Annotated in this window: 11 protein-coding genes; 6 read left to right on the top strand and 5 right to left on the bottom strand. The window is 42.3% G+C overall.

Annotation, left to right across the window (positions count from 1 at the left end; genetic code table 11):
* The first annotated feature begins 381 nt into the window (after positions 1-381).
* The 3 genes from CBW65_RS02000 to CBW65_RS01990 all read left to right on the top strand — a co-directional run bounded on the left by CBW65_RS02000 (position 382) and on the right by CBW65_RS01990 (position 4,176).
* The gene (locus CBW65_RS02000) at positions 382-1,338 is read left to right on the top strand and encodes a tyrosine-type recombinase/integrase (RefSeq protein WP_087455358.1); all 957 of its coding nucleotides are present in this window, start codon (positions 382-384) and stop codon (positions 1,336-1,338) included.
* A gap of 393 nt (positions 1,339-1,731) precedes the next feature.
* On the top strand, positions 1,732-3,192 hold the full coding sequence (locus CBW65_RS01995) for a recombinase family protein (protein WP_232463426.1): 1,461 nt from the start codon (positions 1,732-1,734) through the stop codon (positions 3,190-3,192).
* Between the two features lie 57 nt (positions 3,193-3,249).
* Entirely contained in the window at positions 3,250-4,176 is a 927-nt protein-coding gene (locus tag CBW65_RS01990) for a restriction endonuclease (protein ID WP_087455357.1), read from the top strand.
* 83 nt (positions 4,177-4,259) lie between these two features.
* Here CBW65_RS01990 and CBW65_RS01985 read toward each other — a convergent pair whose 3' ends face one another.
* The gene (locus CBW65_RS01985) at positions 4,260-5,102 is read right to left on the bottom strand and encodes a hypothetical protein (RefSeq protein ID WP_087455356.1); all 843 of its coding nucleotides are present in this window, start codon (positions 5,100-5,102) and stop codon (positions 4,260-4,262) included.
* Positions 5,103-5,314: 212 nt separating this feature from the next.
* Between CBW65_RS01985 and CBW65_RS01980 the strand changes: the two genes are divergently transcribed.
* Positions 5,315-6,805: a recombinase family protein gene (locus CBW65_RS01980; RefSeq protein WP_087455355.1), complete on the top strand. Its 1,491-nt coding sequence runs from the start codon at positions 5,315-5,317 to the stop codon at positions 6,803-6,805.
* Positions 6,806-7,118: 313 nt separating this feature from the next.
* Entirely contained in the window at positions 7,119-7,250 is a 132-nt protein-coding gene (locus CBW65_RS24505; RefSeq protein ID WP_198299728.1) for an FDLD family class I lanthipeptide, read from the top strand.
* 187 nt (positions 7,251-7,437) lie between these two features.
* Here the strand turns inward: CBW65_RS24505 and CBW65_RS01975 are convergent, their stop codons facing one another.
* On the bottom strand, positions 7,438-7,677 hold the full coding sequence (locus CBW65_RS01975) for a hypothetical protein (protein WP_087455354.1): 240 nt from the start codon (positions 7,675-7,677) through the stop codon (positions 7,438-7,440).
* A gap of 672 nt (positions 7,678-8,349) precedes the next feature.
* On the opposite strand from CBW65_RS01975, the gene CBW65_RS01970 reads away from it, so the two are divergent.
* Positions 8,350-8,649 carry a hypothetical protein gene (locus CBW65_RS01970; RefSeq protein WP_087455353.1) on the top strand — a complete coding sequence of 100 codons (300 nt, stop codon included), beginning with the start codon at positions 8,350-8,352 and terminating at the stop codon, positions 8,647-8,649.
* 195 nt (positions 8,650-8,844) lie between these two features.
* Here the strand turns inward: CBW65_RS01970 and CBW65_RS01965 are convergent, their stop codons facing one another.
* The 3 genes from CBW65_RS01965 to CBW65_RS01960 form a co-directional block, all read right to left on the bottom strand.
* Complete coding sequence (locus CBW65_RS01965) at positions 8,845-12,267, bottom strand: nSTAND3 domain-containing NTPase (protein ID WP_087455352.1); 3,423 nt, start codon at positions 12,265-12,267, stop codon at positions 8,845-8,847.
* A 79-nt stretch (positions 12,268-12,346) separates the two neighbouring features.
* Complete coding sequence (locus CBW65_RS24000) at positions 12,347-12,487, bottom strand: hypothetical protein (protein ID WP_157721718.1); 141 nt, start codon at positions 12,485-12,487, stop codon at positions 12,347-12,349.
* Positions 12,487-13,677 carry a helix-turn-helix domain-containing protein gene (locus CBW65_RS01960; RefSeq protein WP_087455351.1) on the bottom strand — a complete coding sequence of 397 codons (1,191 nt, stop codon included), beginning with the start codon at positions 13,675-13,677 and terminating at the stop codon, positions 12,487-12,489. Before CBW65_RS01960 ends, CBW65_RS24000 begins: the two co-directional genes overlap by 1 nt.
* Positions 13,678-13,899: the final 222 nt, after the last annotated feature.

Raw genomic sequence — 13,899 nt, 5'->3', positions numbered from 1 at the left:
TTAGAAACAGTCCGGACGAATGAGCGTTGTACACTCACTCGTTTCCACTCTCGTACATGCGATAGGGGATATCCCGCCCGATGTCGGGTAGATCGCGATGCCATAGCAACCTGCTAGGTTGCACCTGCGGCAGCAGGTGGATGGCGCTGGTACTTAACGGACATGCACAACTTCATCGCTGGATCGCAAGCTTGGCAAGCCGTCTCATTCGAGCGCAAGCGGTAGCTGCGTTGGAATGAGACGGCTTGCGAAAAACCTCGCAAGCTCGCCTCTGGCAGCCCAAAATGGCATGAGAAAGGTGTGAGACGGTAGTGAATGCCGGTGGGTGAAGTCTGTCCAAATTCGGACAGGATGACCGATTAAGTAAGGGAGTGGTGCGAGATGGGACGAAAGCGACGTGACTGGCCCATGACAGAAAAGCAAAAACGAATCTATGAGAACCTTTGGCATCAGGTCGAGAAGTTGTTTAACTATCGGAACCACGATCAAGGATTTAGAGGAACAGAACGTTATAGGGAAGGGTTACGAGCATTTTGCAAATACCTTGCGATTCATTACGGCTCGAAGAATTTCCGCAATATCTCGGATCAGCATTTGCAGAGTTTCATCGGCGCATCACAAAGAGCGGGCGTATCAACGAAGACGATCAAAACCGACCTTGCAGCTATTCGCAAACTTCATATGAAAGTAGATCGAACAAGGTACAAATTGAGTGACAATCAGGGGATCGGTTATCACGAGAAAAGATCAAGTCGCGGCGTAGATCGTGCCTGGCGTGATTCAGAAGTGAGGAATGCAATTGCATTAGCTCGCAGCTCGGGAAGATATGATGTAGCTTGGTCATTGGGGATCGCCCGGTACGGAGGCTTGAGGATCGAGGAAGCCACAGCACTTTCGAAAACCCAAATACGTGATGCACTCCGAAAAGGGTATATCACATTACGTGTCACAAAAGGGGGCATTCCACGGGACGTACCATTGGCTGCTCCGGTACGGATGATTTTTCGTGAAATCCTTGAAGTACCTAACAGCTCGGAACGTGTCTTTGTCCGGCATGGCAGGACGCACCATCAAGCCTTCAAAAGCATACAAAATTGGATTTACAACAATCGCGAGCATTTCCAAGAGCGGGTTATCCTCGATAGTGGGTATGCCGGTCAGATGAAGATCGACGAACGTCCTGATTTGACTTATCACGGCTTACGGCACTCTTATGCGAGAGAACAGTACGAACTTCGTGTTGAGGCCGGGTTTACACAACGCGAAGCGCGGCAGGAAGTAGCCGCCCTTTTAGGGCATGGTCGTGATGATGTGACAAGGATTTATACAAAGACGTAAGCAATGGTTGGTGTTCCAGATCGGAACCATCACCTATCTATAGATCGTGTAAAAAGCCTCATAGGAGCGGCTGGTGAGCCGTTTCTAGGGGCTTTTCTATTTTCTAAGGCTGGTTGCCGTCTCCCAGCTATGTTTTGCCGAGACGACCGGGAGGGGTGCCGTTATCACCCGATACAGATACTTTTGCGCTGCTTGTTGAGAGGAGGGAATGACATGATCAAAAGACGGTTCAACGGGACTCAACAACTGGTGGATGCGCTATTTCCATACATTGAATCAGAGTTGAAAAAATGTATGGCTTCCCAAGATACTACCGATTTCAGGTATAATAGAGATACACAACAAATTGCTTTCAGGGCCACATCTCATGAGGAGGATTCCGAATCATGAGGTGTGCGCCATATCTTCGCGTTTCTACGGACAAAGAGGAGCAGAAGACCAGTATCGACAACCAGATGTCGCTCTTCTATAGCTTCATCGCGGAAAAAAGGTTGGGATCTGCACGATTTCTACATTGATGTTGAGACAGGGACGCATGACAAGCGGGATAGCCTGAAACGGCTGATTGAGGATGCAGAGCAGAAGAAGTTTGACTGTATTTTGGCAAAAGAATTATCTCGACTTGCCCGGAACGGGGAGCTTTCTTACAAGATCCGTCGAGTGCTGGAAGAGAACCGTATTCACATCATTACTCTGGACGGAGCGATCAACACGTTGGAAGGCAACACTGACAAGTTTGGTCTGTATGCCTGGCTCTATGAAGAAGAGAGCCGCCGCATTTCCAAGCGGATCAAAGTGGTGTTCCGCCAGATGGCCAAACGGGGAGAGTTTAAAGGCTCGATCCCCCCATACGGCTACAACGTGCATGAAAAACGCCTTTACAAGCGGACTGACGAGACTGTAGAAGCGGTCAGGTTGATTTTCCAACTGTATCTTGAAGGCAAGGGCATCGAGTCGATTGCTAAGGAAATGGATGCTCGCGGCTACCCAACGCCGGGTCAAGTGTCTGGGCGTAAGAATGCTGGGGTGTACTGGCAGGGAACGTCCGTCAAATTGATTCTGCAGAACCCTCACTATGTCGGTGATCTTGTACAAGGTAGAAGCCAAACCAGAAGTGTCACAAGCAAGGTGAGGGATACGCTGCCGCAGGATGAATGGATCGTGATCAAAGATGCACATGAGCCGATCATCTCCCGAGAGGACTTTGAAGCCGTCCAGGCACTTATGAAAAACCGGTATGTGAAACGGCCCAAGGCGAAGAAGCACCTCTTCACAAACTACCTGTACTGCGCCGATTGCGGAACAGCACTTTGGTACCTTCAAAACCGCAAAGCCTATGTCTGCGGACGCTTTAAGAAGCATGGGCAAAACGCTTGTACAAGCCATTCCATGAAGGAAGATCATTTGACGAAACTGATTTTGAGCGACCTTCGGGAACTGGTGAATGCAGGTGTAGACCGTGCGACTGTATTGACTCGACTTGAATTAAATGTGACAAAGGAGAGTCAGGAAAAGGTGAAGAGGGTACAGAAGTTGGAGAAGGAGATCGAGAAGCTAAAGGCTGAGAACCGTAAGTTTCTGAAACTGCTGGCGGATGACACGATCTCGAAAGACGAGTACAAGGAGATCACCGAGTTCAATCGGAATAAGGTTGAAGAACTCCAAAGAGAAACAGTCAAAGCGAAAAAGTTTGCAAATATGCAAGTGAGCCAGAAAGCCTTTATGCAGCACTTGGATAAGTTGTTGGAATTGGATGAACTTTATGAGGCGATCTTGCAGCGTTTGATAGCAAGAGTTGATGTTGGGGAAAATCAAGAGATCACTGTACAGTATAGATTTGCTGACCCAGTGTAAAAGTGTCGTGTAGAGTAGTCTAGTATTGAATTACAAAATGATCAAGGAGGAATTAGGATGCCAGTTCTGAACTTTAAAGAAATTCCGCAAGCTAACTTGGCTAATGGGCATCAAGATACTTTTGAACTGTTTGCTCGTGACTTTTTTGAATTAATGGGATTTGAGGTAGAAGTTGGTCCTGATCGCGGTCAAGATGATGGGAGAGACCTAATCCTTATTGAAAAAAGAGAGGGTATTATTGGGATTACGGAGACGAGGTGGTTGGTCAGTTGCAAGCATAAGGCACATTCCGGTCAATCAGTTCAAGATCCGGATGAAAACGATATTACAGATCGGGTAAAATCTCATGGGGCTGAAGGATTCATGGGCTTTTATTCAACAATAATTAGTTCTGCATTGAACCGGAAACTCAAACGATTAGAGGATACCGGGGAGATAAAAGTGTATTATTTCGATCATGAAAAAATCGAAAAAATTCTATTAGATAGCGAGTTTGGTAGAGAGTTGGCAAGACGATTTTTCCCTCAATCTTATTCTGCTTGGGAAATGTCAAATAACGAACCAGCAAATATATTTAGTCAGTATGAGCCTTTGCCGTGTAAATTTTGCGGGAAAGATTTGTTAGCAGACCGCAGCGGGCTGATCGCATTAGTATTCGACCCTGAGACAGAAAACCCTGAGAAAATCGAACATGTGTATTGGGCATGTAAGGGAGTATGCGATGAATCGCTCGAACAATATTATTTGTCAAAAGGATTAGTAACTGGATGGGAAGATATTCCGGATATTTTAATACCCAGTCACTTTTTAAGATGGACTATGTCAATCATGAACCGCCTACGTGATAAAGACGACGAGTATTCTAATGTGGCGTATGAAGAATTGAAGAAATTTATTTTGAGAAGTTCACAATTAGTAGTAAGAAAGCAGTCGGAAGAACAGATTGAGAGATTTAGGACGCTAATCTCACTCCCATATCTCTAGTAACAAAGCCTCTTGAGTGACTGTCAAATGTCACTTAAAGAGGCTTTTCTTTGACTATCGGCGATTTTGTTATAATGGACTACTCAATTTCTATCTTTCATCATTACTCTTCGCGTGTAATCTTTGAATTCATTTGGCAAGAAGGTTGAGTCTTCTCTAGTTAACCGAATAAAGCTCAGCCATTCATTTGCCGCATACATTTCATGCGGGTGTAATAAACTCATCGCAGTTGTAATTGTTATCCCTACTGCTTCCGTCCCTGTTTGAAATCCAACTTTAGGATGGATTTTATAATTAGGGGACATCATCATGGGAACTGATGAAAGGGTATATTTAGTGTAATTATCGGGTATCGAACCAGCAAAATCGGTGTTGGTTACTATAATTGCTGTCTTAGAAAACACACCAGCTGCAAGAACATTAGATAATCTAGGTAAGACATCTATACCCATAGGGGAATCTACATCTTCTTCAAATTCATCTTCTGTTAAAGTTATTGCTAAAGTAATTCGGTCTCTAGGTGATTCAATGGGTTTTAGTACTTTATTTTTCAGTGAAATAAATCCATACTGATCTTTATCGGTCGAGTGATTAATCCAGTAAAACATCCCTGTGATTTTCCAGAGCCAACGTACGAGAATCTCTGCTTCATGGTCGTTAAAACCTGCACCACTTTCAATTCTTTCGAAAATTTGGGATGCAGGTGCTTCAAGGTTTAATCCTAATTCCGAATTGCACTCAATGCAGATGGGGATAACACAATTTTTACCGGGTAGTTTTTTGTCGGAAAACAAGCCGCTAATGGGGTTGTTGAAAGTATTAGTTTTTTTAAGTATCCATTGCGGAAACACATGCTCCTTATTTGTTGCCTTTCCTGATTCCCCACAACAAATGCAAAGTTGTTTGACAAGCGCCTTTTCTGTCATAAAATTAACCCCTCTCTGTATAACATCTTTATATATTTATCCGGAATATCGATGATTATTCACTGATTGCAAGGGGGTGTTTATGTGGTTATATAATTATCAATATGAAATATCGAATATTTATAACTGTTAGTACATAGAATCTTTTTTTGTATAATAGAGGGTACACAACCAATTTTTCAGGCCACATCTCATGAGGAGGATTCCGAATCATGAGGTGCGCACCATATCTTCGCGTTTCTACCGACAAAGAGGAACAGAAAACCAGTATCGACAACCAGATGTCGCTTTTCTATAGCTTCATCGCGGAAAAAGGTTGGGATCTGCACGATTTTTACATTGATGTTGAGACAGGGACGCATGACAAGCGGGATAGCCTGAAAAGGCTGATTGAGGATGCAGAGCGGAAGAAGTTTGACTGCATTTTGGCAAAAGAATTATCTCGACTTGCCCGGAACGGGGAGCTTTCGTACAAGATCCGTCGAGTGTTGGAAGAAAACCGTATTCACATCATTACATTGGATGGAGCGATCAATACTTTAGAAGGCAACACTGACAAGTTTGGTCTGTACGCCTGGCTCTATGAAGAAGAGAGCCGTCGCATTTCCAAGCGGATCAAAGTGGTGTTCCGCCAGATGGCCAAACGGGGAGAGTTCAAAGGTTCGATCCCCCCATACGGCTACAACGTGCATGAAAAACGCCTTTACAAGCGGAATGACGAGACTGTAGAAGCGGTCAGGTTGATTTTCCAACTGTATCTTGAAGGCAAGGGCATCGAGTCGATTGCTAAGGAAATGGATGCTCGCGGCTACCCAACGCCGGGTCAAGTGTCTGGGCGTAAGAATGCTGGAGTGTACTGGCAGGGAACGTCCGTCAAGTTGATTCTGCAGAACCCGCACTATGTCGGTGATCTTGTACAAGGCAGAACCCAAACCAGAAGTGTCACAAGCAAGGTGAGGGATACGCTGCCGCAGGATGAATGGATCGTGATCAAAGATGCACATGATCCGATCATCTCCCGAGAAGACTTTGATGCCGTCCAAGCACTTATGAAGAGCCGATATGTGAAACGGCCCAAGGCGAAGAAGCACCTCTTCACAAACTACCTGTTCTGCGCCGATTGCGGAACAGCGCTTTGGTATCTCCAAAACCGAAAAGCTTATGTCTGCGGACGCTTTAAGAAGCATGGGCAAAACGCTTGTACAAGTCATTCCATGAAGGAAGATCATTTGACGAAACTGATTTTGAGCGAACTTCGGGAACTGGTGAATGCAGGTGTAGACCGTGCGAATGTATTGACTCGACTTGAATTAAATGTGACAAAGGAGAGTCAGGAAAAGTTGAAGCGGGTACAGAAGTTGGAGAAGGAGATCGAGAAGCTAAAGGCTGAGAACCGCAGGTTCCTGAAACTGCTGGCGGATGACACGATCTCGAAAGACGAGTACAAGGAGATCACCGAGTTCAATCGCAACAAGGTTGAAGAACTCCAACGAGAGATTGTCAAAGCAAAGAAGGGTGCTGAAATGCAAGGCAGCCAGAAGGCAACGATGCAGGCGATCTTTAAGCACTTCGAAAAGGCACTGGAAATGAATGATCTGAACGAGGAACTTTTGCACCGTTTGGTGGAGAGAATAGACGTGGGTGAGAATCGGGAAATCACAGTGCAGTACCGATTCGCAGACCCTTTTTATAAGGCAAGTTGAGTAGTGACCGACACACCACACATGTGGAGAGTGTGTCACTACTCGTGAGAAAAGACTAATTCGGTGATGTAGTCTTATAGGAAAAGCGCCTTTCAATAAAAGGCGCTTTTTTATCTGCACACATATCATTGAACCGAGAGTGATTCAGACTCGATGTAAAAATGGTAAACAACATTATCGACTTCAATCATTTGTTACTGAGTAATCTATATTTAATTTTACTAGAAATTCATTGGTCAAATATGATATAATAAAATTACTAACCGAGACATGTATCCTATGTCGAATTACAATTATGAGGAGGCAATTTTCCATGGAAAAGTTTTTTGATCTCGATGTGCAAGTGAATTCGATCGCTCCGTCTACGGTAACCCCGGATGATTGGTCCAGCGAGTGCTTCAAATCGATCTTCGTCAAAGATTGCGTCGAAGAAGAAGCGTACTAATAAACCTGCCATCACTTGTTTCTAACGGGTGATGGTTTTTTTATTTTGTAGAAATTGGAGATCGGAAGCTTGGTGATGAAGGGAAGTTAAGCGGTTTGGTTGTGGAGAGATTTGTGGTACCTAGACGAAAAAGGCAGACCCTGTAATAGGGTCTGCCTTTTTGTATAATCCGTTTAATCGGTTAAGATTAGATTTCGAACTGCTTCATCTCAGTAGCGGATAGGTCTTCTGGGTTTATACCGTGGTCTTTGCAATATTTCATTGCAGCCTTGAAGTCATAGGTTACATCATGTGCAGGATCAACATACATGCCATCTTCAAAGCCAGAATCAAAGTCTTTATCATCATAAACGTCGGAAGGTCTTTCCTTTTCAAAAAGCACTTTGTAACCACTAACTGTGCTTTCAAGATGTCTTTTCAGGGCCATAATGAAGCACCTCCTGTTATAAACCGCAATCTTTGTACAATGTTCTTGAAACTGGCGGTTCAAGGATAACCAATTGAGGACCAAATGCTTTACCGCCTAATCCTACATAGTACTTTACCTTGTTTGTCTTTGCTATGACTTGTACAGTGGCGTCTAAGTTCAACAAATCACTATACTTGCAGGAGAAAGCAACCAAATGTTTACCGACAGACTTATAGACTTGATTGATAGCATTGTGGGTGTTGTGAGGAGCAACTTCTAAGAGGTGTATCCTTAGAAATCTGTATCCCGGTTGTGGAAATGGTTGAACTGAGATTAGACCTTGTAGATGGTTCGCTACAAAAAGTCCGTAGACTGCCCGTCCGTTTGTGAATTCTTGCGACCAGTTAAAGAGCCAGCCATATTGAGGATGGACCTTATACTTTATCAGATCGGCTAATCGTAAACGAACGAAATTAGACATGTTGATTGGGACTGACCGATTTGTTCGAAGGTCCAGCAACATATAGGTACCTGCTTTGAAAGTATGATCTTACTAGTACTGATTATTATAACACAAAGGAAGCTATCAATCCGTAGGATCCGGTTAGATTATTCGGGAATAGCTAGTTGTTCTAGTTGTTACCAAGGGGAGGTTGTACACATTCGTTCAAGCCTTGGGGGTAAATTGATATGAAAAGGCCACATTTCACAGGGGATTCTGATACTAAGGATCGGTCTGAAGATGTGAAGCAGCCAAAAACGGCCAAACAATATTACGACGAACTGTACACTGAGAAAAATGGATATATGTCTGTAGATGAAGCTGTACAAATTTTCGAGTCTAAGAACAAAACCAAGCTGGAGCTACTGACCATATTCCCCAGCCAAGTGATCATGAAAAAGGGAGAAATCGTGAGTGCTCCTGATCGAAAAGGAACTGCGATGTACATCTACTTTCTTTCGGAGCTGTCAAGTGATTCTCTGACCTAACACCACGAAATTAGATATAACCCCAGATAAGATGCGAGAAATTGCAGATTCAATGTCCAAGGTTATTTGACACATGGTTGGCGGTTCTTTTTGTTAGAAGGGCAAAGTAGAAGTTTTGATCCTGTACAGGACAACAACAGCCTCGGCAATTGCCGAGGCTGTTGTTTGGAGTGATGGTGATGGATATATCCGTACTTAACAGAGTCGAATTATTGGTGAGTAATCACCGTCTTCAAATCGCGAAGATGTGGCTTCTACATTTGATAGAAATGTTATCGCAGCATCATATACACCGAGTTCCTGCAGCAACCTAATATTCGTAATCTTGTATATCATTAAGCTCCATGTATCGCCTGATTGGTGTACTATGCCCTCTTTTTGCAATTCCAATAATCTCTCCATCAATATAGTCGTTGGAAATTCACCATCCCAGATTTCTGCAATTCCCAGATGTTCTATCATGCAGATCGCATCACTCATCTCGGCTGAGAAAAAATGATCATCTGACGTGTTATAAGCGAACTGCAATTTACTGAGAGATAGTAAGTTGATCAGTTTACTATTCTCGTCGCCATCACCTAGTTTCTTGAGAAAACTTTTGATTCTCGGACCAACAAAATATCGGTTAAAATGATATGGATTTATCTCCTCAATCATCCTGTACAAGTATCCCTCCCATTCATAGTTTTTTAAGTAATATGGCAAGGATTCTGCATAAAGAATGTTGATTTGTTTCTTGGAACCATGCCGGATAACTTGTTTCAATTTATTAAAGTTAGCTCCCCATATCTCAGGATAGCAGGTCTCTAATTCTTCTTCTTCGCTCCCAAGACATATGCCAAGTGCATAACAAAAAAAGAATAGTGGCAAATGTATAAAACGTATCCACTGTTCGTCTCTAAGTAGTAAGTGTTCGAAAACAACCTCCAAAAGTCGGGGGTTATTTTCCAAGTGCATTTTGTAGACTTCACTCTCCATGAAATGTTGTAACCGCATTATGGGTTCTTCACTATACAAAAACGAGTGGGTACTTTCAAAACAAAATAAAGTCAATTTTTGTGCTATATCTTGATCGTCTTGAGCAATGTGCCGCAACATGGAGAAGATAAGCCCACCTTCTTGCTGCCAGATATGAGAGGGATTCTTGTCTAACGTTGCAAAAAGCAGATTTATCGATTCCATGGTATGGAGCCAGTCATAGATATGTTGAGGAGTTGCGTTGTTGAGAACTTTAATCAAATCTTTTTTGATGTCGGAACTAAGGTGACTTTCCAAAATGTATTCGGCGATTTCATCATCATCTTCGAAATAAGTCTCAGAAGGGCCAAAGAGCCAATCTCTAGCATCTGCTTTGATGCTTTTCAGGGAATGTTGTTCATGATCTTCCCAATCAGAGCTTAACATATTTGAGCGGTCCTTCTCTTCAATTACAATAGGATTTCTACCGCTAGCTTCCAAGACTGTTAGTCTGAACTTTTCAGTATATTCAAGCTCAAATTGCTGTAGAAGATCTGGAATATTATCAATCAATACGTCAATTTCAAATTCCATGTCGTAGTCGAAGAGAAAGTCCAACTCAGCAAGGATGGTACTCTTAACATTCCTTTTGATTGTTTCGTGATAGGTCTCATGAAACAAATCATATGCTTCGGGGAATACATTCTGGAACTTTTGTATTTCAACATAATGGAATATACTAAATGCACTCGTATAATATTTCTCAATTAGGCCACTATCAAATCGCATACCGTTCTTTATACAACGAACGATAATCCCAGGGAAGTTATGTAAATCTCTGTAACTTGTTTCTGGGTCATCAATTCCCAAGGTTGTGCAATAGGCATCAATTTCGAATTCTAGAAATCGATACAGTGTTGGATGTTTCGTGAGCTCATAACAGCGAAGTAAATGGAAAAAACGACTCAATTGTCCTTTGTCTTCATCAAGGAGAGGAACATCCCAGTTCCAACTCCCATCATACTCCAATAAACTGCTGCTATAGTTGTGGTAATGTACCATGCAATGCTGAACGATTAGATCTGTAACCCTTCGGCTACAGAACTTAGTTAAATGTTCTAATAAGAATTGTAGTTGGTTATAGTAAACGCAACACTCTATCAGCTTCGGTACAAGGAGTTCACAATTTTTCTGTAAGTACGTATACAAAAAGTCCTGTACAGCTGGCATACTGAACTTCAATAAAATGGCTTCGTAATCTTCGCTGAAAACGGTATTAAGCATTGTTTTTTCAAGCTCTGATATGCATTCGCCTAAGTTCTTCACCGTCATATGAAAGTTACAAGTATGGACGTATTTATCATAACAATGTTCCATACTCTCTAGATGCATTGGGGTTGATGAGATTAACAGAAGCATTGCTACAATTTGAGCTTCATTTGAAAGGTCTAAAAAGATAGATCTCCAAAACTCTTCTGGATTATCTAAATAGACAATCAATTCTTCGTGATAATCCTCAGGAGAGAGATCACTAGTCGATGTGTTGCTCAAAAAAAGAGCAAGTACTCTAGGATTATAGTTTTCATGATGGACAATCCATTCCGTTTGAGTAAACAGGTAATAAACGTAATCATATTCTAAAGATGAGGCGTAGAGGTGACTATACAGAATACTGGCTTTTTCATCGTCACCGTATGCCTCCATGGTAGTGACTAAAGCGAATTGTTCCAATGTGTTCCTGAGTAAGGGATGTTTCTGTAGGCCCTGCTGTAAAATATATTCTCTCGTTGTTAGTATTAAGCGCTTCTTCCCCTGAGAGTTTATTATTCTTCTTATGAGTTTTTCAAGACGAGTTTCATCATTTCGACGTGATTGATTCCCTAAAAAGATACTACCCCAGAAGTCATCAAGAATAATAACTTGGTGTATATCATTGTCAAGCATCGTGTATACATCTTGTATCGAATTTGCCCAGGCGAAGAGTGCATTTTCTTGTTTAAGATAAGACAGTGCCAACATATATGCCATGGTAGTTTTACCTACCCCTGGTTCTCCTGAGAGAACAATTACTTGGTTTTGTGACCATTTTTGTAACGCTTCGAGATAGATTCGGGTAGGGACAAACGACTTAGCCGCTCTTACGGCTTCTTCTAACTCCTCAGCAGATTCTATGAAAACAGCACGGTTTGCTGCTTCGTTAAATAGTTTATCTGCAATGTTGAGATTGGGCAGCCAAAGTTTGGGGTACTTGAGTAAAGTTTGTTTGTATGCTGGTAGTTCTAAGTAACGGTTAATATCATTGCTGTTTAAAATGTCATGTTCACTTCTAATGTAGCCTTCGAATAGATCAATTATTTTCGCCTCTTCTGCCGGAGAAAATTCCATAGAAACACCAAGGATGTATCGATCAGGTTTTAATTTTCGTACTTTAGGCAATTCATTCTTTTCTAAGTCGCGAAAAATTCGTTTAAAGTCAGGGCCGTAGCGTTTAACTTGGACAATAGTCTTCATAGTGCCATCTACAAATAAACCATCGATGCCCATATCGCTTCCTTCTTTATACATCTTAAGGAAGATTCCATCTCGTTGTTGAACAATATCACAGACCAACTTTTCAAACTCTAACGGCTCCAGCAACAAATGAAAATCATATTTTGACATTTGAAATCCTCCACTAGTGATGAGGGTAGTAAGTTTTCGATAAGAAAGGACTTTGTTCAAGAACAAAGTCCTTTCTTTGTTACGTCAACGCGATCGAGAACGGATTAATTGGCAGATTCTCAGCCACATACACGCTTTCTGGCGCTGTCACCGCAATTGTAGAAATCGTACCGAGTACTAAAAATGAAAACAGAGAACCAACAACAAGAAGCTTTTTCATTAAAAATCCTCCTCGTCAATAATGGCACCTACGCCGTCTGTGAGTTGTCGTACGATTCTATAATAGTGGATGGCTTGGGATGAGTCATCCTTAGACTCATAAAAGTCAAATAGAAACCGTGCTGCGAAGGATTTTGTTTTGTCGTTCACGTTGTCCATGTTTAGCACAGCCTTGGCGTACGTTGGATCGTTTTTGATTATGGAGAGTAAGATCTGAAGTTTTGCTCGATAAATGTTAGGGGAACCAAACCGCTCGTCCCCTTGTAGAGTTAGTCCCTGGTGGAGCAATTGATCTGCTTTATCGTATTTGCCGAGTTTGATTAGCGCCTTCGAATACTCTTTGATGCATACCAGCGCATCTTGTGCTTTGGGTAGGAGGAGTGGAAGTGCCATTTCAAAATAGCGTTCAGCTACTTCAAAATTACTCTGCCGGTATTCGAAAGTTGCCGTGTTATGCCATGCTCTTGCTAGGTCGTTTTTGGAGTCCCAGATCGAGTAATATTCAAGAGACTTTTGATATTTAGTACGGGCTTCATCCGAATTTCCTTGGTTTTCGGCAATCAAGGCGAGAGAATAGTTAATAAAGGCTGCCCGTGCTGGGTCGTTTGAGAGAGCAGGTTCAATTTGCGTTATCATCTCGGCAAGATTTGAGTATTCTTTTCTAACAGTATAGGTGAGCATCAAATTGCTCACGACTCTCATAAGCAAATTAGAATCTCGGTACTGTTCGGAGAGCTGTTTCGCATATAAATAGCATTCCTTCCACACGGAGTAAGCTTCATCGTACTTCTTCAAGTAGTAGAATGCTCGACCTAAGTCATTTAGGGATTTACCTCGTTCTGTGATACCAATGGCTAGATGAACAAGTTTTTGCGCTATATCAAATGCACGAAAGAAATCAGTATGGGTCTTAAAAAGTTCTTCCAGTTCTGCTTCTTCTTCTGCAATGTCTGCTTTCAACAATCTTTCCAATGATATATGAAATGCATCGGCTATCCGTCTTAATTCAAACAAATAAAACTCCCGCTCCCCATGCAGCTTTTTGGAAAGGGTCACTCGGTTCATACCAATGCGATTCGCAAGGGCCTGCTGGGTGAATGCTCTGCCTTTCTCCTCCATGATCTCCATGATGCGCTGGCCGAGTTGGGCTGGGATGACGAAGCTTTGGGTGTCTGGTTCGAAAGTCTTCATGCTGCCCTCCTTATTCAGATGAGACTGTTGCCGGTCGTCGAAAGTAAAAACTGTTAGTTATATGATAAACAAATACAGGGCGGGTGTATATACAAATCTAAACGTTTCGCTACATATAACGTTTGTTTTTATTTATATTTGTACTGAAATATCAGTCTATATAATCCACACCAAACAGGTGATACGAGATGTTAAAATCACCTTTTGTTGATTAACTCCTTC

Origin of the sequence: Tumebacillus avium (assembly GCF_002162355.1) — a bacterium.
In the GTDB taxonomy this organism is placed as follows: domain Bacteria; phylum Bacillota; class Bacilli; order Tumebacillales; family Tumebacillaceae; genus Tumebacillus_A; species Tumebacillus_A avium.
This window is presented reverse-complemented; position numbering and strand designations above follow the sequence as displayed.